The sequence below is a fragment of the Corynebacterium sp. KPL1818 genome (assembly GCF_000478135.1).
In the GTDB taxonomy this organism is placed as follows: domain Bacteria; phylum Actinomycetota; class Actinomycetes; order Mycobacteriales; family Mycobacteriaceae; genus Corynebacterium; species Corynebacterium accolens.
This window is the reverse complement of record NZ_KI515758.1, coordinates 787,036-809,487: the sequence shown is the minus strand read 5'-3', so window position 1 is coordinate 809,487 and position 22,452 is coordinate 787,036. Positions and strand designations below refer to the sequence as shown.

Genomic DNA, 22,452 nt, shown 5'->3' with positions numbered 1-22,452 from the left:
GGGCTACGTCCCGGTGCGGGGCTATTCCTCGCCGCGGGCGGCATCGGCAAAGATGCGCCCCGAGCGCTCTTCTAGTTTCTTCTTCGCGCGCACCTGCTGCTGCGCCGCGAATTCGGAGCGCGGTGGGGCTTGAATATAGCGCTCTGCGTGCAGTCCAAGTTGCAGCTCCTTGGCACGCAGGACCTCCGCATCGATCTTGATGCCCAAAATCAGCATCGTATTGGACAGCCAGACGGTCATAAATACCGCCATGACCGTTCCGAATGCCCCGTAAATGCTCACCCCGGCCAGGTACTTGATGTAGAGGGAAAATGCGCCCCACACCACCAGGTTCGTCACTAGCGCTACCACCGAACCCAAGGTGAGCCAGCGGAAGCGGCTGGGCCGAACGTTGGGTGCAAAGTGGTACCACACGGCAATGAGTGCCAGCGCCACCACGACCGTTATAGGGAAGCGCAGCCAATTCCACACGGGCATAAACATGCCGCCGATAAAGTCCACGGTTCCATGCAGCCCTAGGCGGAGTGCCACGGGTTCGATGACGCTGTCCACGACGGTATCGCGCAATAAATTGGCGCACAGAACCACCACCGCGCCGATGACGAGGACCACGGTAATGGCCCACATCAACGCCCATGTGCGGATGGTGCCGCGTCCCTCCACCCGGCCGTAGACAGTATTGGCGGTGCGTGAGAAGGCACGCACATACGCCGAGGCGGCGAAGAGTGAAATCAGGACGGAGACCACCAGCGCAAACGTGCCCTCCCGCGTGGAACCGATAATGGAGCTGACGATATTTCCGGCCTCTTCCGCCATGGAACGGGGCACGTACGTTTCGATGAACTGCGTGGTCAACGCCTCCACTTCGCCCCGGCGCGAAGAAAAGACCAGCGTGGCAATAGAATATGCCGCTAGGACAGTGGGCGCGAAGGCCATGAGGGTGAAGTAGGTCATCGCGGCGGCGCGGTCCATTAAGGCATCGTGGAAGAAATCAGCCCACACGCGTCGCATTACCAGGCCCCAGCTGTCCTTGCGCAGGCGGTTGCCGCGCGCCCACGGATCGACATCGGCGGCGGGGCTTTCCACGGTGACCAGGGTGGTAACGGTGCTTAGCACGATCTTTTGCTGTTGGGCAGTCTGCTTCCGGGCTTGCTTGCTGCCGGTTGCGGGGGCATCGTCCAAGGCACTCATAGTTACGCAGCGTATGCGGCCTAAGAATCTATTCTGTGAAGTGACACTCGCAGCGATTAGGCTGGGGAGTATGACTGAACAGAACCAAGAAAAGATTAACGTCAAGTCCTTCGAGCTCGACCACCGCCTCGTCAGCGCGCCTTATATCCGCGTGGCTGACCGCACCGATTTGGGCGGCGGCGTGGAGATTATCAAGTACGACCTGCGCTTCTGCCAGCCCAATAAGGATCACTTGGACACGGAGGCGCTGCACTCCGTAGAGCACATGATGGCCAACTTTATGCGCAACTACACCGACAAGCTCATCGGTTTTGCCCCTATGGGCTGCCGCACCGGCTTCTACGCCATCACCAACGGCATGGAGCAGGATGAATTGCTGCGCGCCGTTGAGGGTGCGCTCAACGATATCCTCACCGCCACCGAGGTTCCCGCCGCTAACGAAGAGCAGTGCGGTTGGGGCGCGCACCACAGTCTGAAGGGCGCGCAGGATGCGGCCCGCAAGTTCTTGGACGCCAAGCCGGAGTGGCTCGAGGTCATGGCTGCCTAAAAGTGCGCCGGCCGCAGCGCCGGGGCGGCTTTGCGCTGCCTGCCCGTGCCGCCCGTGCTGCCCGCGCTGCCAGTGCTGCCAGTGCTGCCAGTGCTGCCAGTGCTGCCTGCAAGCGACACTTACGTCCAAAACAACCGCGTTTCGCCAAAAATGAGGGCGAATTTGAGAAGAACGCGGTTGTTTTGGACGTTTTTATGCCCGCGCAAGCCTAATCCACGCAGGCCTAAACCCGGCGCGAACCTGGTGGATGCGACCCCGCCGCGGCGAGAGGCGCAGCCTAGTCCATGGAAACACCCAGCCACACGGGCTCGGGCACGAGCTCAACGCCGAAAGCCTCGCGGACGCCATCGCGGATAGTGCGGGCTAGCGCGACGATATCGGCGGCGGTCGCGTTTCCGCGGTTTGTCAGCGCCAGGGTGTGCTTGGTGGATAGCGTTGCCGGGCCGGAGCCGGGGTAGCCCTTTGTGAAGCCGGCGTTATCGATAAGCCAGGCGGCCGAGAGCTTCTCGTGCGGGGACGATTCGCCCTGTGCGGTGGCGACGGGGTGGCGGGGCATGCGGTCGGCGGGGGCATCGCCAAGCGTGGCGCGCACCTTGTCCTGGATGGCGTCGGCGACGCTGGATTCGACCACGGGGTTGGTGAAGAAGGAGCCTGCGGACCAGGTGTCGTGGTCGGCGGCATCGAGTACCATGCCCTTGCCGCGGCGCAGGGCGAGGACCTCCTCGCGGACCTGGGCGACGGGGCGGCGCTCGCCGGGGGCATCGGTAAGCTGCCCAAAGCGTAAGGGGCGAGAGAGCCCATCCGTGGTTAATTGCAATTCGACCTCGAGCACGACCGCGCGGCCGGTGAATTTCAGGTTGGAATAGCGGTAGGCCAGATCGAGATCGGAGACGGGAACCCACTCATCGGCATCGGTGCGCAGGTTATACAGGCGCACGCGGGTCAGGACCTCAGAAATCTCGGCGCCATAGGCACCCACGTTTTGCACCGGCACCGCGCCCACGGTGCCGGGGATGCCGGACAGGCACTCGATGCCGCCCAGGGACAGCGCGACGGATTCCGCCACGACCTCGTCCCATACCGCGCCGGCTTGGGCGCGCACGAGGCCGGTTTCGGTATCCATGTCCACCGCGGCAAAGTCGAGGACGACGGCGACCACGTCCACCTCGCCATCAGAAACCAGCAGGTTGGAACCGCCGCCAACCACGATGAAAGGAACTTTTTCTTTCGCGAGGTACCGCAGTGCCGCAACCGCTGCTTCAGGCCGCGAACAACGCAACGTGACCTGTGGCTTTCCCCCCACGCGCAAGGTGGTGAGATCGGCAAAGCTCGCCGTGGGATCCACGTCTACGCCGTCGATTGCTGTGAGTTGTTGCGTCAAAAATTTATCAAGCACGTATACCAAGGTAGTCTGTTAAGCATGTCAACTCGTAGTGAAAACACCGTAACCATCAATCAGCCTATCGACATGGTTCACAAGGCGCTGCTTACCCAGGGGTACTGGGAGTACATCGTGGAAAATCTTTCCCCGGAGGCAGGCCAGGTTCACGATTTCTCCGATAACGTAGCAACTCTCTACGAGGTCCTGCCGACCAACCTCTTGCCAGAGGCAGTGCGCGCCATGGTCTCGCAGGACCTCAAGGTCAAGCGCGTGGTCACCGTGGGCGAGCTCAACGGCCAGGCCGCTGACGTCAACTACACCGCAGACGTCAAGGGCACCCCGGTGGACTTCAAGGGCGAGATTTCCCTGGCCGGCGAGGGCGAGATGACCAAGCTGACCTACACCAACGAGATCTCCGTCAAGATCCCGATGATGGGCGCAGCCATCGAGCCGAAGGTGGGCGAATCCCTGGCAGAGCTCTTTGATAACGAGGGCAAGCTGACCGAACAGTGGATTTCTGAAAACTTCTAAGGCACTCCCAACCTTAGAATCCACCGATTCCCATGGCCGACCACGCTCATAACCTGCGCGCCAGCGCAGCAGCGGGTCGGCCTTTTGGCGTTATTACCCGCGGCACTACCAACTACAACCGGCTGCGGCGCTGCGATAGGTGGATGGTCGCCCACCCGGAAATCTCGGCGCTGTTGCGCCACGTACGCACCCCGCTCGCGCTCGACGTGGGCTATGGAGCCTCCCATACCACCACCGTGGAGTGGGCGCGGTGGCTGCGCCGCATCAATCCCCGCGTGGATGTGCGCGGGCTAGAAATCCACCCGGACCGGGTGCTGCCGCCGCGCGATGGCGTGCGCTTTGAGCTGGGCGGTTTTGAGCTCGCGGGCTACCGTCCGCAGGTGGTGCGCGCCTTTAATGTGCTGCGCCAATACGATGTGGACCAGGTTGCGGAGGCCTGGCAGACGGTGTGCTCGCGCTTGGCCCCTGGCGGGTTCTTTGTGGAGGGCACCTGCGATGAGCTGGGCCGGCGCGCGGCATGGATCCTGCTCGATCAGCATGGGCCAAAGACGTTGACGCTCGCGTGGGATCCCTTCGACGTGGCCCGCCCCTCCGATGTGGCCGCGCGCCTGCCCAAGGTGCTCATCCACCACAACGTGCCCGGCGAGCCCATCCACGAGCTCCTGCAGGCCGCCGACAGGGCCTGGGATCGCGCCGCCGGGTGGGCCCCGCACGGCCCGCGGGTGCGGTGGCGCATGGCGCAGGCCCTGCTTGCCGATGCCCCCTTCAACCTCCACCCTCCCCGCCGCCGGCTGCGCGATAATACGCTCACTGTGAGCTGGGAGAGCATCGCGCCCCGCTAATATCCAGCACACATTGCCACCGGCCGCCTCATGCGCCACACTGGTAGTCATGGCTGCAAAGAAATCGGGCGGATCGCTCGCTTGGAAAATTGTCGTAGGCGTCCTCGTAGCGCTGCTTGTTTTAATCCTCATCGCCGAGTTTGGCCTGCGCTGGTTCATTGGTAATCAGATGACCGAGGAGTTTAAAAATAGCGCCAAAGAAGAAGGCATCGAGGTCACGGAGGATCCCTCGGTAAGCTTCGGCGGCAGCCCCTTACTCTTTGGGCTTATGCGCGGCTCGATTTCCCAGATGGATATGACCACGCCATCGACCCTGCAGATCGAAGGCTCCCAAATCAAGGGGCAACCCGCCTCTGAAATCCACGTGGAAGATATGACGACGGATGCTGATAACCCCGTGGCCGGTTTCCTCCGCGCCACCACCACCGTTCCGGATGACTACCTGCTGGCTAGCTTCCAAAAAGGAATCTCAGACCAATCTGGCAGCGAAACCATTGGGAATATGGTGGTCACTGAAATCACCGCAAATGACCAGAGCGACGAGCTAGAGGTGAAATTCGGCGGTGGCTTGGCCAGCCTTTCGCTCAAGCCCAGCGCCCAAGACGGCAAGCTGGAGATCAATGCCACCGAGGCCTCCATCTTTGGCCTCTCGCTGCCTGAGCAAGCCACCAGCGCCATTTCTGATGCCCTGCAAGACGGCATGTCTGAACAGCTCGTTGCCAATGAGATGCAGGTCGAATCCGTGGACGTGGGCGATGGCAAGCTCACGCTGACCATCACCGGCACCGATGTCCCGATGAACGATATGGACCACTTCTCCGGCGAAAGCGGCGAGCAGAAGAAGGCCGCCTAACAGCGCCGTCCTAGGGCGGGGTCGGCCGCAGAAGCGGCCGACCTAGGGAGTGGGGGCCTAGGGCGCGACTTAGGCGGCGGGAAATTCTACGACGGGCAGCGAGCTGGACAGCTCGCTGCCTTTTTCTATGACAATCTTGTGAAAACCGGCCTGGGCGGCAGCGGTTTCCGCGAGGGACCGCGCCGGTTCCGCCTCCGGCAGGATGAGGCCCACGCGGGCAGGATCCGGGCAGGCCTCGCGGATGGCGATGAGCTCGGAGAGGATAGAGGTGGCATCGCTAAGCGTGGCATCGATGCTGACCCACACCTCTTCCGCGCCGGACTGGATGGCCAAGCGGGCCTCAGAGGCCTTGATGAGCGTGTGGTGGCGTCCTGTGGGATAACCTGCCACGGCGATAATCCCCGCCGGCTCGGCGGCCGCCGCCACCGTAACGTGGTGCGGCGAGACCAGCACATGCTGCCCAGCGGCCTGCTCCCTGACCTCGGCGGCGGAAGCGTGCAGGAGATTTTTCATGCTTAGTAGCTGTAGTCGCCGTTGATGATGGCCTTGAGCTGCGGGCGCACATCAAACCAATAAATGCCGGTGATGACCGTGCCAATCCACGCCAAAAATTGCAGGCCGGTAGCCATCGCAACCGCCGATCCCGCAAGCAGGCCTACCCATACCCATTTACCCTTGCGGTCGCCGGCCCGAAACGCGTCCTCGCGCGTAGATGCGGCGAGGACAGCCCCGATGATGGCAGCAATGGTCAGGGCCTGGAAAAAGTAGATGGGAAACTTATAGGCAATATCAATTAAAACGTACATGCAGATTAATTCGTGGGTTCGTCGGTATCGATAACTTCGCCATCGATAATATTATCGTCCTTGTCCGCAGCAGCGGAATTACCATTCTTGGGCGCGTTCTTCTTCTCGTTCACGCGCTCCTGGGCATAGCCATACGCGTCCTTCACGCCCTCACGGGTTTCCTGGTACGCATCCGCGAACTTGCCCTTGGCCTCAGAGATAGCCTCCGACTCGCGGGTTTCTTCCGCGGCCTTCTTAATGGACGCGCCCCACTGCTTGGCGGTAGTGGTGGCCTTATCCAGCATGCCGTCCTTCTCACCCTGTGGGCCCTGCGCACCTGCGCCCTGCGCGCCCTGGTTCTCGCGCTCTTCCTGCAGGCGGCCACCGAAGTCCTTGGCGGTATTCAGCGCGGACGCGCCAGCTTCCTTCAGGGAATCAAAAAGCTTCTTCTTCTCAGTCATGAAATCCTCCGTGTGATAGTTTAGTCCGGCGCATTAGGCGCCGAAAATGAGATGATTAACAGCATATATGGCCAAGCCTGCCAGGGAGCCGACGATAGTGCCGTTAAGGCGAATAAATTGCAGATCCTTGCCCACCATCAGCTCGATATTTTGCGAAGCCTCCTGCGCATCCCAGCGCTTAATGGTCTCCGGGATGATCGCGATGATCTCCGGGGCGAATTTCTCCACCGCATAGCGCGCAGCCTTGTCCACCAGGTCATTGGCCTGGGCCAAGAACTCGGAATCCTCGAGCAAACGGTGCGCTAGTTCCTTCACCTTGGCCGTCATCTTCTGCCGCAGGAAGGACTCCGGGTCATTGAACTGATCAATCAGCGTGGTGGAAATCGTGCGCCACATCGCCGCCGGCGCCTGCTGCACCTGATCAGAGGCGAGCATCTCTTGCTTGATGTTCTCAATGCGCTCGCGCATATCCGCATCCCATTGCAGGTCCGCAGCCAACTTTGACAGGTTGCGGCGAATGGCCAGGCGGGCCTCGTGGTTGCCATCGCGGCGGACTTCCTCGGCGAAATTAACGAGCTCGCTATAGACCTTGTCCCCCACCATCTCGCGGGCAAAACGCGGCGCCCACCCGGGCATGCGCTCATCAATCGCCGTAACCACCGTCGATTCCATGCCAAGAATCTTCTTGTGTGCCCAGTCAATGAGGTCATCCTCCAGCGGGCGCGCCTTGCCGTCCGCGATATAGCCCTCCAGCAACCGGCCCAACGGCGGCCCCCACTCCGGCTCCGCCAGGCGGTCCATGACCTGGGTACGGATAAACTGCTCCGCCTCAGCCGGGTCGAGGTCCTCCACCACGCTGGCGGCGCGCTGACCAATCCATTCGGAGACTTCCTCCGCCTTGCCGGGTTCTGCCCCCTGGCGCGCCAACCACAGCGGCAGCTCCGCATCCCGCACCTTAGCGCTCAGCGCATCCGCGGTCAGGAAATTCTCCTCCACAAAGTCCTTCAACGCATCGCCCACGCGGTCCTTATTATTTGGAATCAGCGCGGTATGCGGGATAGGCAAGCCCATCGGCCGGCGGAAGAGTGCAGTCACCGCAAACCAGTCCGCCAGGCCACCGACCATGCCAGCCTCCGCCGCCGCACGCACGTAGCCCACCCACACCGGCGCTCCGCTTTCCGATGCCTGCCACCACGAGCACCCCAAAAAGATCACCGCCGCCAGCAAAAGCAGCGACAGCGCAATCGCTTTCCACCGCCGCAGGTCCGCCCGGCGCGCCTCCTGATTGCCGGCCTGCGGCACACCGGTGCCTGACGATGCCGGCTCCCTCGCCGTATCGAGCTCTGCGTCCGAGCGGTGCGTCATGAATTCTCCTTGGAGTTCGTAGGTGCATTCGAGCTTCGCTCTATAACACTAGTTGGCATTGCAAAGGGGCAAGAAAGCTGGCTTGGCTAAAATCGTTTGATTAGGATTTGTATCGCCCCTAAGCCTTTAGGCAGCTGGGTAAAGGTGGGGATTGAGGAGCTGAAAACTTCCCACGGCCTTCACTTCAGGCGAGAATTAATAATCACTACAACGGCGAAACCAACATAGGCGATCAATGCGCCAGCAGTGCCAAAGCTTAAGAATGCTTTAGTTAAATTTGAAAAATCATCCCGGACTGCAAAACCTAAAGCCGACACAATCCCAGTGGTTATCGCAATAAAATTAACGGCGCTTGGAATCGTCACCTTATAGAGATGAATCTGCCATATAGTGACCACTGGTCCAAAAAGCAGGCTCATAATCACAAATGCATTGTCTTGCATGTACATGGCCCACAGGGAGGAGGAGACCGCTAACATACCCAGCGATGCGTAGGTGATTCCTTTTAACATAGTCACTCACGTATCTTTGTACATTCGAATCGAGGGTGGCTGTGATTTCTGTCGGCCTTCAATCCCTACGAAAAACTATACCAAGAGTGAAGGAAGAATGAGTTTTATAGGACCAGACCTCCAGGCTGATCGGAGACCGATGCTCCGCCATGGGCATTATCACCGTCTTGAACCCGTAGTCCAGGGGAATGATGAGGAACCATCAAGCGAGACACTGAAGTGCCCCGAGTTTTGTTCCTAGGCATTTGCCTTGTTTTCCATTATTGCCTGTGGCAAGTTCTGCTTCCAAAACTCGGTTTCCACCTCGACCGGGGTTCGGTATCCCAAGCTTTGGTGGAGCCTAGTCTCGTTCCACCATGACACCCACTCGAACGTCGCGATTTCTACCTCGACAACGTCATCCCACCTGCGGGTATGAATCAACTCGTTCTTGTGAGGGGCCGTTAACGTTTTCAGCCAGAGCATTATCATAGGAGTCACCAACACTTCCGGTGGAAGCGTCAATGCCATGCTGGGCAAGTCGCTCGTTGTAGACCACGCTGACATACTGCGATCCGTGATCCGAATGGTGAATGAGACCTGTTGTTTCCTCAGCACACTTGGGTTGCCTGGTTGAGAGTTTGCAGCGGCAAAGCTTCGGTCCGCATCGAATCTGACAGCGCCCATCCAACAATCCGCCGGGAGTAGACGTCGGTGACAAACGCGGTGTAGACGAATCCTTTTCGTGTCCGTACATAGGTAATGTCAGCCACCCACAGCTTATTCGGTCCTTGAGCTTTAAATTCACGCTCAACCAAGTCCGGGCGCAAATCAGGCACGTGAGCTTTTCGGGTTGTAATCGGTGATCCGCCTTTGCCTTTGCCAGAAACGCCAGCCAGGCGCATCAGTCGGGTAGCGTGTTCACGACCGATATCGATTCCTTCACGGCGAAGAGCATGCCACATTTTCCGCACACCGTAGACACCATAATTATCCCGATGAACAGCACTAATGCGTTCAACCAACGCAGCATCACGAAGTCGACGAGCACTTAACCCGCGAGCCTTGGACTGGCGATACCCACGCGAGGTGATAAACCCACCAGCCCGGTTATTTTTCAACGTCTTGCAGATGAACTCGACAGAGAAACGAGGGCCTGACCCCCGGAAAGTGGACACGTCGGGGGTTAGCTATGCTGCTCTAGTCAGTGTAGCTGAATTCTCGGCTTCAAAGACGTCAGGAGCTGAAAGATTGCACCAGGAGTGCCGTCGGCGTGTGTTGTAGCGCATGCACCACCGGAAGACTTCTTGGCGGCAGGAGATCGGATTGTCAAAGACTTTCCTGTCACGCAAGATTTCCCGCTTGAGCGTGGCGTTAAACGATTCTGCTAGGGCGTTATCAGCACTCGTTCCTACCGCTCCCATAGACTGGCGCACACCCAACGACGAGCAATAGTTCCTAAAGGCTTGTGAGGTGTACACGCTGCCGTGATCAGAATGGAAAATTGCCCCTTTAAGGCTTCCGCGGACTTTCCTGGCATGGGACAAAGCTTCGATAACCAGTGATACCCGCATGTGATCGGCGAGTGCATGTCCGACAAGTTTGCGCGAGTAGACGTCGATGACCGTGGCCAGGTACATGTTCTTGCCGCCCTTACACGGCAGGTACGTAATGTCGCCTACATAGACGTGGTTTGGCCTGTCAGCTGTGAATCTGCGGCCTACTAGATCTGGCATGACGCGGTGACCAGGCTTACGCCTGGTAGTGACGCATCGGCGGCGTTTGGTAAAGCCTTTAAGTCCCATGGATTTCATGATTCGTGCGACTTTCTTGTGATTTATCGGGCCAAAGCTCGTATCGGCTTTAAGGCTTGCAGCGATGCGTTTAGCACCATAAAGCCCGTATTCATCATCGAAGATGGTCTTGATTCTTGCACCAATAAGAGCATCCGAACACGTCTTTAACCTGCGTTCTTCGCGGGTTTGCACCCATTTGTAGAACGAGGAGCGATTGAGCTTTAACACCTGGCACATCCGCTTAACCGAGAATTCGGTTCGGTGGTCATAGACAAACTGGAAGCGGATCACCAGTGAGTCTCTTCGGCAAAATATTTCGCGGCCTTGCGCAGGATGTCACGTTCTTCGCGCAGCTTTGCGTTCTCTTTTTCTAACTGGCGGATCCGTTCGGAATCATTCGCTGCTTGGACCTTGTCGCGCATGCTTTTTGTGCGGGCACGTTTGCCGGTGCCGTACTTCTTGATCCAAGAATGCAGCGAGGCACGGTTGATACCGAGCTCTGCTGATGCTGAGTTCAGTGAGAGGTCCTCATTGTTTTCGTAGAGGGCCACGGCATCGCGTTTGAACTGTTCGGAGTACCTGGACATGGTGGTAGATTACCTTTCTTCCAGCCCGACTGGGCTGGATATCAGGTGTCCACCAAACAGGGGTCAGGTCCCGATTCCGGTTTTCATCGATGAACCGGATCATTTCTTAACGTTTCGGGTCGAGTCATGAGGCGAAAAAAGCCGAGGCAGCCTTCAACAACTCATTAGTATCGCGTAGCTCTTGATTTTCACGACGTAGCCTCGCGTTTTCGGCAGCCACATCTTCAGGCACAGGTTCTGGGATGCTCCCCGCACGCCGGGCAGGCTTAAGTCCATTGACGAGCTGTGTGCCATGAAACCCCCAGCTTTGGAGCTACTGCCTGGCACGCATCCTGCATTAACATATTTTCCGCCAAGATGCGGTCCTCCACGAGACGGACCACACGGTCCTTCGCATCCTGGTCAAATTTTCTCGGCATGTTCCAGATTTTCCCATCTACTCAAACGGAACAAAACCTGGGACACTTCAAAGATGGTCTTTATTCTTGCACCAATAAGGGCATCGGAACACATCTTTAACCTGCGTTTTTTACGGGTTTGCACCCATTTGTAGAACGAGGAGCGATTGAGCTTTAACACCTGGCACATCCGCTTAACCGAGAATTCGGTTCGGTGGTCATAGACAAACTGGAAGCGGATCACCAGTGAGTCTCTTCGGCAAAATATTTCGCGGCCTTGCGCAGGATGTCACGTTCTTCGCGCAGCTTTGCGTTCTCTTTTTCTAACTGGCGGATCCGTTCGGAATCATTCGCTGCTTGGACCTTGTCGCGCATGCTTTTTGTGCGGGCACGTTTGCCGGTGCCGTACTTCTTGATCCAAGAATGCAGCGAGGCACGGTTGATACCGAGCTCTGCTGATGCTGAGTTCAGTGAGAGGTCCTCATTGTTTTCGTAGAGGGCCACGGCATCGCGTTTGAACTGTTCGGAGTACCTGGACATGGTGGTAGATTACCTTTCTTCCAGCCCGACTGGGCTGGATATCAGGTGTCCACCAAACAGGGGTCAGGTCCCGATTCCGGTTTTCATCGATGAACCGGATCATTTCTTAACGTTTCGGGTCGAGTCATGAGGCGAAAAAAGCCGAGGCAGCCTTCAACAACTCATTAGTATCGCGTAGCTCTTGATTTTCACGACGTAGCCTCGCGTTTTCGGCAGCCACATCTTCAGGCACAGGTTCTGGGATGCTCCCCGCACGCCGGGCAGGCTTAAGTCCATTGACGAGCTGTGTGCCATGAAACCCCCAGCTTTGGAGCTACTGCCTGGCACGCATCCTGCATTAACATATTTTCCGCCAAGATGCGGTCCTCCACGAGACGGACCACACGGTCCTTCGCATCCTGGTCAAATTTTCTCGGCATGTTCCAGATTTTCCCATCTACTCAAACGGAACAAAACCTGGGACACTTCAACACCGCGGAACTGAGATTCGCCTACGACCTTGCCGGGCATACAGGTAGCACTCTTGCCGGTGCACCCCGCGGACGAACGCTCGGCGCTGCGCTGGTACAGATCAAAGTGCGACTGCGGCATTGATGGGAACAATTGCTGTTCCAGTCAAGAAAGGAATGAACGTTATAAATTTACGTCTATTCCTGATTAGAAAAGTTCCAACGTCGGTAGAGCGCGTTGAATAGTCTCGCTGCAGAAAAGAACACGATAAAAAGGAAAACCGAAGACAAGCAGAAGATTAAAATTGCTTCCACTAAGGTTCCCTGCTCGCTCTGGAGCGATATAATGGTCACCACGATAGCTCCTAAGAGAGACGCGGTGATTACTTGCTAAAGAGGCCAAGCCCCATTTTTCATCAGTAGCCTACTCAGCTCTTAAGTTATCTGATTCCACCTAATCATAAGCGCTAATACGGCGTTACGAATGGGGTCTTTGCAGCGTTTGCGACGGGCTTGAGTTCAGAGGGTCGTTGCAACATGCCCCGAACTGGGCCATTGGCATCCGTTGTCGACGTGCCTAGGTCATCAATCAGTTTCGCGATTTCTGGGTTAGCAAGCAGCTTCTTTTCAATCGCATCAATCTTGGCCTTATCAGCCGGATCTCGTCTCGCCATAGTAGTCATTCTGGTCCATCTCCTCATGCGGGTTAGGTACCCACACAAACCATTAGACACTCTCTCCAAGTAGGTTGCAGGGTCGATAGAATGTGGTGCAGCGGTCATCGTCATATGCCGTTCGGTGAGATGTGGTTGTTGAGTCGAAAGTTTCCGACGGTGACCGCCCTACTATTTTCGGGCCCACCATCAGCAAGCGTTACACCACACTAAGGGACGCAACCGCTGGATATCAGGTGTCCACCAAACTGGGGTCAGGTCCAAATGAGATGTTCTATGGGCCTAAATGGCGACATCATGAGGAATTAGAAAAAGCGATTCATAACTATGTCGACTTCTAAAACGAACGAAGAATCAAGCTTGAGTTCGGCAGATTAAGCATCAATCAACGCCGACGCAAGCTGCTACTCTAAATATTCCTAAAAATGTCCGCATCCCCTCTTGCTACTTAACCCCTATCTGCTTCAAATACAAGCAACCCCCGCCTCCTGCAGAGCTTATATGCGGTAGAGGCGGGGGTTGTGTAGAGTCAGTACAGAAACTGAGACGTTGCCTGAACTAGGCGTGCGCCTTAGTTAACTCGGCCGGTTTCCTTGCGGTACTGGCGGTAGTAGCGGCGTCCATAGTGGATGGTGCCGGCGGCTGCGATGGCCACCACAACCAAGGAAATGACGCCGATGGCGATGGTCAGGCCGTAGTTGCCTTCACCTGCGGTGCCCAGCGGGGTGTCCCACACGCCGAGGCCCCAGATGAGGATGCCGGCTGCTGGCAGGCAAGACAGGATCAAGCCCATGCCGACCCACGTGGAGGTGCGGAGAAGGGAAGAGTGAGGAGCTGCGAAGGATACTGGGTCGTAGCCTTCGATGTAGTTGTCCTGAATCTTGCCGGAGAACTCCGGATACGTTTCGCTCTGGTAGTCAGCAACTACGTGGGTGTTATCGCTCATGGCGGAGTCTTTCTGTCTTTCTCTCGTTCCTAGTATTCCTACGGAATAACTCTAGCTTAGTCGTCCTTGCCACGGAAAGCAGCACGTGCACGTTCGCGGGTAACGGCAGATACTGCGGTCAGTGGGACGCCAGCCGGGCAGACATCGGCACACTCACCGTAGAGGGAGCAGTGGCCGAAGTTGGATTCCAAATCAGCAACCATGTTGCGGGCACGGCTGCCGCGCTCTTCCTTACCCAGCGGCATCATGGACAAGTGAACCAGCTTGGCGCCGGTGAACAGGTGTGCCGCACCGTTCGGGCAGGCAGCAACGCAGGCACCGCAACCAATGCAAGCGGCGTGGTCCAGCGAGTACTCGGCGGTCTCGTGGTTGATGTGCATGGTATCGGCATCCGGTGCGGTGCCGGCATCCATGGATACGTAACCGCCCTGCTCCATCACGTGGTCCAGTGCGGAGCGGTCAACCACCATGTCCTTAATGACGGGGTACGCAGCGGAGCGGAAGGGCTCCAGCTGGATGGTGTCGCCATCGTTGAAGTTGAACAGGCGCTGCTGGCAGGCAGGGGTGTTCTGGCCCGGGCCGTGTGGGCGACCGTTGACGGTCAAACCACAGGTACCGCAGATGCCCTCGCGGCAGTCAGAAGCGAAAGCGAACGGTTCTTCGCCGCGCTCAACATAGCCTTCGTTGACGTGGTCCAATAGCTCCAGAATGGACATCTGCTCGGAGGCATCATCCACCTGGACGGTTTCGAATTTACCTTCCTGGGTGGGTCCGGCTTGACGCCAGATCTCAAGTGTCAATTTCATTACTTGTAGTTCCTTGTCATCAGCGGGATCGAGTCAAAGTACAGGGGTTCTGCGTGGCGGATGAACTCGTTCTTGTTCGCGCCCGGCTCCCAGGCGGAAACGAAGCACCAGTTTTCATCGTCACGCTCGGCTTCGCCTTCTTCAGAAAGGTGATCTTCGCGGAAGTGAGCGCCGCAGGACTCATCGCGGTCGAGGGCGTCGATGCACATGAGCTCACCCAGGTCCAGGTAATCGGCAACGCGCAGGCCGTATTCCAGGACTTGGTTCATGTCATTCGCCTCACCAGGGATGCGGACGTTCTTCCAGAAGTCATCGCGCAGCGCGCGGATCTTCTCGATGGTGTCCTTCAGGTCCTCGATGTTACGGGACACGCCGCAGCCGAAGTACAGAAGGTCACCCAGCTGGCGGTGGTAGTGGGACGGACCGTGCGGGTCATCGCCGTGGACCTGCATCAGCTTATCGATGCGCTCCTGGGACTTCTGCACGGCTTCCTGCGCCTCCGCGGAATCCTCGGCCAGCTTGTCCTCGTTGAGGTGGTCAGCCAAGTAGTTCGGGATAGTAAACGGTAGGGTGAACCAGCCGTCAACAGAAGCCGAAAGCAGAGAGTTAGCGCCCAGGCGGTTAGCGCCGTGGTAGGTCCAGGAGCACTCACCGGCGGCGAAGAGGCCGTCAATAGAGGTCATCTCGTTGAAGTCGGTCCACAGGCCGCCCATGGTGAAGTGGCAGGTAGGAGCGATGCGCATGGGGGTCTCGTACGCGGACTCACCAATGGCCTCTTCATACATCTGAATGAGGTTGGAGTAACGCTCGCGGATCTTATCCTTACCCAGACGCTCGATGGCGTCGCGGAAGTCAAGGTAGACCGAGTTCTTCAGCGGTCCAACGCCCAGGCCCTTGTTGATCTGCTGGGAAATTGCACGGGAGGCAACGTCACGGGGAACCAGGTTGCCGAAGGCCGGGTAGCGGCGCTCCAAGAAGTAATCGCGCTCTTCCTCCGGAATGGTGTTCGGGTCGCGGTCATCGCCCTCTTCCTTGGGGGACCAGATGCGGCCGTCGTTACGCAGGGACTCCGACATCAAAATGGTCTTGGACTGCCAATCGGAGTTAACTGGCAGGCCCGTCGGGTGGAACTGCACGAACGCCGGGGAAGCCAGGTAAGCGCCCTTGTCATAAGCGCGCATCATGGCGCTGGCGTTGGAGTTCTTTGCCAGGGTGGACATGTGGTAGACGTTGCCGTAACCACCGGTACCCAGGATGACGGCGTGGCCGGTGAAGGCCTTGAGCTCACCGGTAATCAGGTTGCGGGTGACGATGCCGCCCGCGCGCTTCTTGCCGTTGTCCTCGTAGGTGATGATGTCCTGCATATCGTTGTGGGCAAAAAGCTCCACATTGCCCAGGCCGATCTGACGGTACAGTGCAGAGGTCGTGGACAGCTGCAGCTGCTGACCTGTTTGGCCACGGGTGTAGTAGGTACGGGAGACCTGCACACCACCGAAGGAACGGGTGGCCAAGGTGCCGCCGTATTCACGGGCGAACGGGGCGCCGATGGCGTTCATGTGGTCGATAACACGAACGGACTCGTTAGCCAGGCGCCAGCAGTCAGACTCGCGGCAGCGGTAGTCGCCGCCCTTTACGGTGTCCTTGGTGTGGCGGTACGCGGAGTCGTTATCCACCTTCTTGGCGCGGGAGGCGTTGACACCACCCTGCGCAGCAATGGAGTGCGCGCGGCGCGGGGAGTCGTGGTAGGTAAAGACCTTGACGCCGTAGCCCAATTCACCAAGGGCTGCCGCAGCAGCACCCGCGGACAAGCCGGTACCTACAACGAGGACCTCGAACTTGCGGCGGTTCAGTGGGGAGACCAGGTTCATGTGGTCAACGTGGTGAGCCCACATATCCTTCATCGGCACGCCGTGCGGTTCCTGGGATTCCAGGATATTACCAGCGGAGACGCCCTCAACGATGGACTTTGGGTGCGAGAAGTTGGGGTGTTCACGCTTGAGTTCAGTAGTAGTCATGGGTTCCTATCTCCTTTAGCTGACCAAGCCCAGGGCAACGGACAAAGGCATAACGATGTTGCCGATGCATACAACGGCCGGGATGATGTAGGCCAAGACCAAGAAGGTCTGACGCCATTTTGCACCGGTTATACCCAGGTCAGATGCGGCGAGGCGAATGCCGTGGGTCAGGTGCAGGAAGAGGCAGCACATTGCCAGCACGTAGAAGATGGTGACCGGCCAACGGCTAAAGGTTTCGATCATATTGGCCTTGACGGAGCCTTCAACGAAGCCCTCTGGGGCCATCGGCTGTACACCCAAGGTGAGGTCCAGCAGGTGGAAGATGATGAAGAGCAGCAGCACGACACCGGTTACCAGCATGGACTTGGTGGCGAAGGAATCCAGGCCACCCATCAGGTTGGTGCGCTTGAACTTGCCGCGGGATGCCTTGGAGCGGGAAGCCAAGGTAAAGGCACCGTAGATGTGGGCAAGGATTGCCACGATCAGCACGATGCGGATGATCCACAGGGCAGAGCCATGCGGCAACAGCGGTTCACCCATAGAGCGCAGGAACTCGCCGTACTCATCCAGGGCGGGCTCACCGTTGTGTGCCGGCATGTACAGCTTCAGGTTGCCGGCCATGTGGCCGACGACGAAAAGCGCAAAGAGCAAACCGGTAACGGCCATGATGAGCTTCAGTACCCACGATGGCGTTCCGGGCTGCTGACGAATTGGTTCATTAGTGATGTGGCCGTGAGCGATTGCCTCACGGTCCGGATTTCTTAAAGTCATGACACCTCCATAGTCGTACTTACCTTAACCGGGCTTAACCGCTGGTTACTAGTTATTTTCGAGCGGCCAATTGCTCCTGGTTCGCAAGCGCGACTAGGCGGTGAGATCTTTTAGGTAAGGGTATCCTGAGAACAAGAATGCGAAAACGCTGTTACCTTGGGTACCTTCATTTCCGCAATGCAGATGTTTCATATTTGTAGCCCAAATTGTGAGCTTCGCCACTCCATGTTGCGCAAGTGATTAGTCCACCCCTTTATGTGTCAAACTTTCGCATGAAACCCCACAAACAGCGTGTCCAGGTAGCGAAGAGTCTTCACAAAATTTTCGCCATAAAGATGCACAGCCGCGCTCGCTACTAGTAACCTTTGGCGCATGAGTAAGACGTATGTGGGATCTCGCCTTCGCCAGCTTCGCCGTGAACGCGATCTCAGCCAAGCCTCCCTAGCTGGCACCCTCGGCCTTTCCGCCAGTTACGTCAACCAGATTGAGCACGATGTCCGCCCGCTCACCGTGCCGGTGCTGCTGCGCATTACCGAGGTCTTTGGCGTCGACGCCACGTTTTTCTCCCGCGACGATGATTCCCGCCTCCTCGCGGAGATCCAGGACGTCATCCAAGACAAGGAGCTCTGCCCCTCCCCGGTGGAGCTCCAGGAGCTATCGGAGCTGGTATATAACCACCCCACCGTTGCCCGCACGCTTGTCGATGTACACCGTCGCTACCGCAATGTGCGCGATAAGCTGTCGCTGGCTACGGACACGAGACGGACATCGGAAAGCGCCGCCGCCTTATCCATGCCGCACGATGAGGTGCGCGACTTCTTTTATGCCCGGCAGAATTACCTGGACGGGCTGGACCATCACGCGGAGGAGCTCGCCGGTGACCTCGGCGTTTCCGGGTTCGGCATTCGCGATACTGAGCAGGCGCTGGCGAACCGGCTGCGCGAGGAACACGGCGTAGAAATCGAGCTCACGGCGCAGATGGATGGCACGCTGCACCGCTTTGACCGCGAGAGCGGGAAGTTCACGCTCGCCTCGCGCTTGAGCGAGGGCCAACGCGCCTTCCGCATGGCCGCCGAGCTCGGCCTGCTCGAGGCCCAGAAGCAAATCTCCGCGCTCGTGGCCGATGAACCCTTTACCTCTGATGCCTCCCGCAGCCTGGCGCAACGCGGCTTGGCCAGCTACTTTGCAGCCGCCACGCTCATGCCCTATGCCATGATGCACAGCGAGGCCGAGCGCGCCGGCTACGACGTGGAGTATCTGTGCCAGGTCTTCGGCGTGGGATACGAGACGGTCGCCTCCCGGCTTTCCACCCTGCAGCGCGATAACTTGCGCGGCGTTCCGTTTACCTTCGTGCGCGTGGATCGCGCCGGCAATATGTCCAAGCGGCAATCCGCCACCGGCGTGCACTTTTCCAATAATGGCGGCACCTGCCCGCTCTGGAATGTCTATGAGACCTTCACCCGCCCGGGGGTCATCTCGCGTCAGCTGGCGCAGATGCCTGATGGGCGCAACTACCTGTGGATTTCCCGCGCCGTGCAGCACCACCAAGGGCGCTACGGCGATACCAATAAGCTCTTCGCCATTGGCCTGGGCTGCGAGGCCCGCCACGCCGATCGCACGGTCTATGCGGAGGGCCTCGACCTCACCAATCTCCACGCCGCCACGCCCATCGGCCCTGGCTGCCGTACTTGCGCGCGCGAAAACTGCTCGCAGCGCGCTTTCCCGCCCATTAACGAGGCGATCGATATCGATATTCACCGCTCGGCGGTCGCGCCTTACTAGCTGGGCTTTTAGCTGCACACAGCGAAACGGCACCGCGGTCCTCCTTTCTGGAGAACGCTGCGGTGCCGTTATGCGGTATAGGGGACGCTTGTTTAGAGGTTGATCATGTGGCCGCTGATACCCTCGGCGGCTTCCTTCATGGCCTCAGACAAGGTCGGGTGGGTGTGTACGTTGCGGCCGATTTCCTCAGTGGTCAGGTCGAAACGCTGCGCCAAGGTCAGCTCTGGCAACAGCTCCGACACGTTGGAACCCACCATGTGTCCACCGATGAGCTCGCCGAACTCGCCGTCAGCAATAAGCTTCACAAAGCCGGCGGTCTCATTCAGGCCGGCTGCCTTACCGTTTGCGGAGAACGGGAAGGTAGCAACCTTGATGTCCTTATCAGGGAACTTCTCCTTGGCTGCCTCTTCGGTGTAGCCGAAGGATGCGACCTGCGGGTTGCAGAAGGTGGCTCGCGGCATGTTGTTGTAGTCACCCAAGAGTTGGGTTTCTGCATCAGCAATGGTTTCTGCCGCTACAACGCCCTGTGCCTCTGCCACGTGTGCCAGCTGCAGCTTCGCGGTGACGTCACCGATGGCGTAAATGTGGTCAACGTTGGTGCGCATGCGGTCATCGATGTCGATGGCACCGCGCTCAGTCAGCTCAACGCCGGTGTTCTCAAGGCCAAAGCCTTCAACGCGCGGAGCGAAGCCGATGGAAATCATGGCGCGATCCACGGTCAGCGTGTCCTGCTTGGAACCATCCTTGGATTCCACCTCAACGGTGACATCGTCGCCGTTGTCCTTCACAGAGGTGGTCTTGTAACCGGTCAGGAGCTTCACGCCGAGCTTCTTGTACTGCTTGGCAATCTCCTTGGATACGTCCTTGTCCTCATTCGGCAGGACGCGGTCCATGAACTCCACGATAGTGACGTCCACACCGTAGTTGGCCAGCACATAAGCAAACTCCATGCCGATGGCGCCGGCGCCCACAATGACCATGGACTTCGGTGCTTCCTCGTTCAGGATCTGCTCTTCATAGGAAACGATATTGCCGCCCAGCTCAACGCCAGGCAGGGACTTGACCACGGAGCCGGTAGCGATGATGCAGTCATCGAAGGTAACGGTCTTACCTTCATCATCGCCCTCAGTAATCTCAATGGTCTTATCGTCCTTGAAGGAACCCAGACCGTTGATCTCGGTGATCTTGTTCTTCTTCATCAGGTAGTGAACGCCCTTGACGATGCCCGAAGAAACCTTGCGGGAACGCTTGTGGGCCACACCGAAATCAAAGGAAACATCGCCGGAGATGCCAAAAGCCTTCGCCTCGTGGTTGAAGGTGTGGGCAACCTCTGCATTCTTCAGCAGCGACTTGGAGGGAATACAGCCTACGTTGAGGCAGACTCCGCCCCAGTACTGCTTTTCAATAACAGCGACTTTCTTTCCAAGCTGAGCTGCGCGGATGGCGGCAACGTAGCCGCCAGGGCCCGCACCGAGTACTACTACGTCATAATGTTCGTTAGTCACGCCCTACAGGATACGTAACTTTCTCCTCATTGTCGCGTAATTGGTCACACTTGGGGGCACCCCACCCCATGCGGCGGTGAGAAGAAGGAAAGGGCCCTGCGAAGGGAGGCATCGGCAAGCAGCAGATGCACCCCCGCAGGGCCCTTGAGGCTTCGCAGGTTTAGATCAGGTGAAGGGAAACCAGCAGCTTGGAGTAGGCCTCCAACGCGGAGTGGATGAAGGGGCCGAGGAATTCGTTGATGGAAACGAGGACGGTATCGAAAACGTTCATTGAGGTTCTTTCTTTTGTTGGAGCGCACGTGCACAATCGCACTGCTTAGCTTTTCACACTAAAAGCACTAACGCAGCCATTTCTGCTGGCGTTACAGCTGCGCCGCGACTTCTTGGGAGATTATGACACACAAACCTCTATTGTCACAGTGTTTGTTATTATTAACAAAGGTACAGGCGTATAGAGCACCGCTTACCCCCGCTCATGCCCCAAATCGGCCTAGGTCTTTACCGGCGGGCATTTATTGGGCACTATAAATGGCGATATCTATATGGCTAAACACTGAATATACTTCCTCAATATGCCGATTTTTCGCGGCCGAAGTATAGTTATCGAGTCCACTCCCTACAGGAAAGAAGCACCATGAAGCGTCTCAATTCTGTCCTCGCGGCAGCTGCGGTTTGCACGGGCTTGGCTTATGCCCCCGTGGCAGGCGCGGCCGAGCTGACCCCGCAGCAGGTGGCGGGCGATGCCGCACAGTCCACGATTTCCCCGCTGGAGCCTACCCCGGAAATCGAGGGTAAGTCCTGGTACAAGAAGTACAAGGATGACGCGCGCGTTGAAAAGCTCGAGGCAACCTCGCCGGCGATGAACGGCCGGAAGATTCCTTTGGCCGTCGTCCGCGCCCAGCATGAAAACCGCCCGACCGTGTACCTGCTCAACGGTGCAGGCGGCGCGGAACAGGACATGGATTGGCTGAAGCTTTCTGATGCCGTTGACTTCTACCACTCGAAGGACGTCAACGTCGTTGTCCCGCAGGCCGGCGCTTTCTCCTACTACACCGACTGGATCTCTGAGCCGAATTCGGGCTTCCTCCAGGGGCCACAGAAGTGGGAGACCTTCTTGACCAAGGAGCTGCCGGGGGCCATCGAGAAGCACATCAATGCCGATAACCACCGCGCCATTGCGGGCATGTCCATGTCCGCAACCTCCTCCCTGCTGCTGGCACAGCACAACCAGGGCTTCTACGACGCCGTTGGTTCCTTTGCAGGTTGCGCGGCTACCGCGTACCCCATTGAGCGCCAGGGCGTAGAGCTGACCGTTGGCCGCGGCGGCGGCAGCGTGGACCAGATGTGGGGCCCGCTGGGTTCTCCCACCAACCGCTATAACGACGCCATGATGAATGCCGAGAAGCTGCACGGCACCGAGCTGTACGTGTCCTCCGGCTCTGGTCTGGCTAGCGAGGAAGACACGTTCTCCTACATCCAGTCCAAGGGCTACAACCCGCTCCAGGCAGCGCAGGGCTCCGCTACCCTGCAGGTTGAAGGCGGCGCCATCGAGGCCGGGGTGAACTACTGCACCCACAACTTCAAGGCCAAGCTTGACCAGGCTGGCGTGCCAGCAACCTTTAACTTCCGCAATACCGGAACCCACTCGTGGCCACACTGGAACCAGGATCTGAAGGATTCCTGGCCAGTATTCGAGCGGGGCTTCAATAGCTAAATTTAGGCTGCGCGCAACGGGC

Annotated in this window: 22 protein-coding genes and 3 pseudogenes; 6 read left to right on the top strand and 19 right to left on the bottom strand. The window is 58.2% G+C overall.

The genetic code is table 11. From position 1 onward, the window contains the following. Positions 1-21: 21 nt before the first annotated feature. Positions 22-1,191: a YihY/virulence factor BrkB family protein gene (locus tag HMPREF1261_RS03770; RefSeq protein ID WP_023030034.1), complete on the bottom strand. Its 1,170-nt coding sequence runs from the start codon at positions 1,189-1,191 to the stop codon at positions 22-24. 70 nt (positions 1,192-1,261) lie between these two features. Between HMPREF1261_RS03770 and HMPREF1261_RS03765 the strand changes: the two genes are divergently transcribed. Then, positions 1,262-1,738, top strand: coding sequence for an S-ribosylhomocysteine lyase (locus HMPREF1261_RS03765; protein ID WP_023030033.1), 477 nt, complete (start codon positions 1,262-1,264; stop codon positions 1,736-1,738). A gap of 277 nt (positions 1,739-2,015) precedes the next feature. On the opposite strand, the gene HMPREF1261_RS03760 is transcribed toward HMPREF1261_RS03765, so the two are convergent. Further along, positions 2,016-3,134, bottom strand: a complete 1,119-nt coding sequence (locus HMPREF1261_RS03760; RefSeq protein WP_023030032.1) for a UDP-N-acetylmuramate dehydrogenase — start codon at positions 3,132-3,134, stop codon at positions 2,016-2,018. Between the two features lie 24 nt (positions 3,135-3,158). Here HMPREF1261_RS03760 and HMPREF1261_RS03755 point away from each other — a divergent pair, with 24 nt between their 5' ends. The 3 genes from HMPREF1261_RS03755 to HMPREF1261_RS03745 are packed head-to-tail and all read left to right on the top strand — an operon-like array spanning position 3,159 to position 5,345. Continuing rightward, positions 3,159-3,650, top strand: a complete 492-nt coding sequence (locus tag HMPREF1261_RS03755) for a DUF2505 domain-containing protein (protein ID WP_023030031.1) — start codon at positions 3,159-3,161, stop codon at positions 3,648-3,650. Positions 3,651-3,682: 32 nt separating this feature from the next. Beyond that, positions 3,683-4,492, top strand: coding sequence for a hypothetical protein (locus HMPREF1261_RS03750; RefSeq protein ID WP_023030030.1), 810 nt, complete (start codon positions 3,683-3,685; stop codon positions 4,490-4,492). Positions 4,493-4,541: 49 nt separating this feature from the next. Continuing rightward, positions 4,542-5,345 carry a DUF2993 domain-containing protein gene (locus HMPREF1261_RS03745; protein ID WP_023030029.1) on the top strand — a complete coding sequence of 268 codons (804 nt, stop codon included), beginning with the start codon at positions 4,542-4,544 and terminating at the stop codon, positions 5,343-5,345. 69 nt (positions 5,346-5,414) lie between these two features. On the opposite strand, the gene HMPREF1261_RS03740 is transcribed toward HMPREF1261_RS03745, so the two are convergent. The 16 genes and pseudogenes from HMPREF1261_RS03740 to HMPREF1261_RS03660 form a co-directional block, all read right to left on the bottom strand. Next, the gene (locus tag HMPREF1261_RS03740) at positions 5,415-5,858 is read right to left on the bottom strand and encodes a hypothetical protein (RefSeq protein WP_023030028.1); all 444 of its coding nucleotides are present in this window, start codon (positions 5,856-5,858) and stop codon (positions 5,415-5,417) included. A gap of 2 nt (positions 5,859-5,860) precedes the next feature. Beyond that, positions 5,861-6,151: a DUF2516 family protein gene (locus tag HMPREF1261_RS03735; protein ID WP_023030027.1), complete on the bottom strand. Its 291-nt coding sequence runs from the start codon at positions 6,149-6,151 to the stop codon at positions 5,861-5,863. 5 nt (positions 6,152-6,156) lie between these two features. Beyond that, the gene (locus tag HMPREF1261_RS03730; protein WP_023030026.1) at positions 6,157-6,591 is read right to left on the bottom strand and encodes a CGLAU_01105 family protein; all 435 of its coding nucleotides are present in this window, start codon (positions 6,589-6,591) and stop codon (positions 6,157-6,159) included. Between the two features lie 33 nt (positions 6,592-6,624). Further along, positions 6,625-7,956, bottom strand: coding sequence for a DUF445 domain-containing protein (locus HMPREF1261_RS03725; protein WP_023030025.1), 1,332 nt, complete (start codon positions 7,954-7,956; stop codon positions 6,625-6,627). 179 nt (positions 7,957-8,135) lie between these two features. Next, a complete protein-coding gene (locus HMPREF1261_RS03720; RefSeq protein WP_005276599.1) occupies positions 8,136-8,468 on the bottom strand; it encodes a hypothetical protein in 333 nt (110 codons plus the stop codon). 237 nt (positions 8,469-8,705) lie between these two features. After that, positions 8,706-8,933, bottom strand: coding sequence for an integrase core domain-containing protein (locus HMPREF1261_RS13260; RefSeq protein ID WP_369707758.1), 228 nt, complete (start codon positions 8,931-8,933; stop codon positions 8,706-8,708). Between the two features lie 125 nt (positions 8,934-9,058). Further along, complete coding sequence (locus tag HMPREF1261_RS03710; RefSeq protein WP_084538504.1) at positions 9,059-9,625, bottom strand: IS3 family transposase; 567 nt, start codon at positions 9,623-9,625, stop codon at positions 9,059-9,061. 12 nt (positions 9,626-9,637) lie between these two features. Further along, a protein-coding gene (locus HMPREF1261_RS03705) for an IS3 family transposase (RefSeq protein ID WP_100067808.1) occupies positions 9,638-10,830 on the bottom strand; the annotation gives its coding sequence in 2 pieces (ribosomal slippage) (positions 9,638-10,551 and positions 10,551-10,830; 1,194 coding nt in all). 266 nt (positions 10,831-11,096) lie between these two features. After that, a pseudogene (locus HMPREF1261_RS12980) lies at positions 11,097-11,295 on the bottom strand (hypothetical protein). A gap of 173 nt (positions 11,296-11,468) precedes the next feature. Further along, complete coding sequence (locus HMPREF1261_RS03690) at positions 11,469-11,768, bottom strand: IS3 family transposase (protein ID WP_005327899.1); 300 nt, start codon at positions 11,766-11,768, stop codon at positions 11,469-11,471. Positions 11,769-12,034: 266 nt separating this feature from the next. Continuing rightward, positions 12,035-12,233 (bottom strand): annotated as a pseudogene (locus tag HMPREF1261_RS12975) (hypothetical protein). A gap of 514 nt (positions 12,234-12,747) precedes the next feature. Further along, positions 12,748-12,900, bottom strand: a pseudogene (locus HMPREF1261_RS03680) (IS256 family transposase); the annotation flags it as partial. A gap of 562 nt (positions 12,901-13,462) precedes the next feature. Next, complete coding sequence (locus HMPREF1261_RS03675) at positions 13,463-13,837, bottom strand: hypothetical protein (RefSeq protein WP_005276566.1); 375 nt, start codon at positions 13,835-13,837, stop codon at positions 13,463-13,465. Between the two features lie 56 nt (positions 13,838-13,893). Next, positions 13,894-14,643, bottom strand: a complete 750-nt coding sequence (locus HMPREF1261_RS03670; RefSeq protein ID WP_005276565.1) for a succinate dehydrogenase/fumarate reductase iron-sulfur subunit — start codon at positions 14,641-14,643, stop codon at positions 13,894-13,896. After that, on the bottom strand, positions 14,643-16,658 hold the full coding sequence (locus tag HMPREF1261_RS03665) for a fumarate reductase/succinate dehydrogenase flavoprotein subunit (RefSeq protein WP_023028196.1): 2,016 nt from the start codon (positions 16,656-16,658) through the stop codon (positions 14,643-14,645). The genes HMPREF1261_RS03670 and HMPREF1261_RS03665 overlap by 1 nt, the downstream gene beginning before the upstream one ends. 15 nt (positions 16,659-16,673) lie before the next feature. Continuing rightward, the gene (locus tag HMPREF1261_RS03660) at positions 16,674-17,429 is read right to left on the bottom strand and encodes a succinate dehydrogenase cytochrome b subunit (protein ID WP_023030021.1); all 756 of its coding nucleotides are present in this window, start codon (positions 17,427-17,429) and stop codon (positions 16,674-16,676) included. Positions 17,430-17,801: 372 nt separating this feature from the next. Here HMPREF1261_RS03660 and ramB point away from each other — a divergent pair, with 372 nt between their 5' ends. Beyond that, entirely contained in the window at positions 17,802-19,211 is a 1,410-nt protein-coding gene (gene ramB / locus HMPREF1261_RS03655) for an acetate metabolism transcriptional regulator RamB (RefSeq protein ID WP_023030020.1), read from the top strand. Positions 19,212-19,303: 92 nt separating this feature from the next. Here ramB and lpdA read toward each other — a convergent pair whose 3' ends face one another. Then, positions 19,304-20,716 carry a dihydrolipoyl dehydrogenase gene (lpdA, locus tag HMPREF1261_RS03650; RefSeq protein ID WP_005276561.1) on the bottom strand — a complete coding sequence of 471 codons (1,413 nt, stop codon included), beginning with the start codon at positions 20,714-20,716 and terminating at the stop codon, positions 19,304-19,306. A 634-nt stretch (positions 20,717-21,350) separates the two neighbouring features. On the opposite strand from lpdA, the gene HMPREF1261_RS03645 reads away from it, so the two are divergent. Continuing rightward, complete coding sequence (locus tag HMPREF1261_RS03645) at positions 21,351-22,430, top strand: alpha/beta hydrolase family protein (protein ID WP_005276560.1); 1,080 nt, start codon at positions 21,351-21,353, stop codon at positions 22,428-22,430. Positions 22,431-22,452 lie beyond the last annotated feature (22 nt).

Bases quoted from the DNA above. Each gene is read 5' to 3' on its own strand.
- HMPREF1261_RS03770 (WP_023030034.1), bottom strand. From the start codon at position 1,191: ATGAGTGCCTTGGACGATGCCCCCGCAACCGGCAGCAAGCAAGCCCGG.
- HMPREF1261_RS03765 (WP_023030033.1), top strand. From the start codon at position 1,262: ATGACTGAACAGAACCAAGAAAAGATTAACGTCAAGTCCTTCGAGCTC.
- HMPREF1261_RS03755 (WP_023030031.1), top strand. From the start codon at position 3,159: ATGTCAACTCGTAGTGAAAACACCGTAACCATCAATCAGCCTATCGAC.
- HMPREF1261_RS03750 (WP_023030030.1), top strand. From the start codon at position 3,683: ATGGCCGACCACGCTCATAACCTGCGCGCCAGCGCAGCAGCGGGTCGG.
- HMPREF1261_RS03745 (WP_023030029.1), top strand. From the start codon at position 4,542: ATGGCTGCAAAGAAATCGGGCGGATCGCTCGCTTGGAAAATTGTCGTA.
- HMPREF1261_RS03740 (WP_023030028.1), bottom strand. From the start codon at position 5,858: ATGAAAAATCTCCTGCACGCTTCCGCCGCCGAGGTCAGGGAGCAGGCC.
- HMPREF1261_RS03735 (WP_023030027.1), bottom strand. From the start codon at position 6,151: ATGTACGTTTTAATTGATATTGCCTATAAGTTTCCCATCTACTTTTTC.
- HMPREF1261_RS03730 (WP_023030026.1), bottom strand. From the start codon at position 6,591: ATGACTGAGAAGAAGAAGCTTTTTGATTCCCTGAAGGAAGCTGGCGCG.
- HMPREF1261_RS03725 (WP_023030025.1), bottom strand. From the start codon at position 7,956: ATGACGCACCGCTCGGACGCAGAGCTCGATACGGCGAGGGAGCCGGCA.
- HMPREF1261_RS03720 (WP_005276599.1), bottom strand. From the start codon at position 8,468: ATGTTAAAAGGAATCACCTACGCATCGCTGGGTATGTTAGCGGTCTCC.
- HMPREF1261_RS13260 (WP_369707758.1), bottom strand. From the start codon at position 8,933: ATGCTCTGGCTGAAAACGTTAACGGCCCCTCACAAGAACGAGTTGATT.
- HMPREF1261_RS03690 (WP_005327899.1), bottom strand. From the start codon at position 11,768: ATGTCCAGGTACTCCGAACAGTTCAAACGCGATGCCGTGGCCCTCTAC.
- HMPREF1261_RS03675 (WP_005276566.1), bottom strand. From the start codon at position 13,837: ATGAGCGATAACACCCACGTAGTTGCTGACTACCAGAGCGAAACGTAT.
- HMPREF1261_RS03670 (WP_005276565.1), bottom strand. From the start codon at position 14,643: ATGAAATTGACACTTGAGATCTGGCGTCAAGCCGGACCCACCCAGGAA.
- HMPREF1261_RS03665 (WP_023028196.1), bottom strand. From the start codon at position 16,658: ATGACTACTACTGAACTCAAGCGTGAACACCCCAACTTCTCGCACCCA.
- HMPREF1261_RS03660 (WP_023030021.1), bottom strand. From the start codon at position 17,429: ATGACTTTAAGAAATCCGGACCGTGAGGCAATCGCTCACGGCCACATC.
- ramB (WP_023030020.1), top strand. From the start codon at position 17,802: ATGAGTAAGACGTATGTGGGATCTCGCCTTCGCCAGCTTCGCCGTGAA.
- HMPREF1261_RS03645 (WP_005276560.1), top strand. From the start codon at position 21,351: ATGAAGCGTCTCAATTCTGTCCTCGCGGCAGCTGCGGTTTGCACGGGC.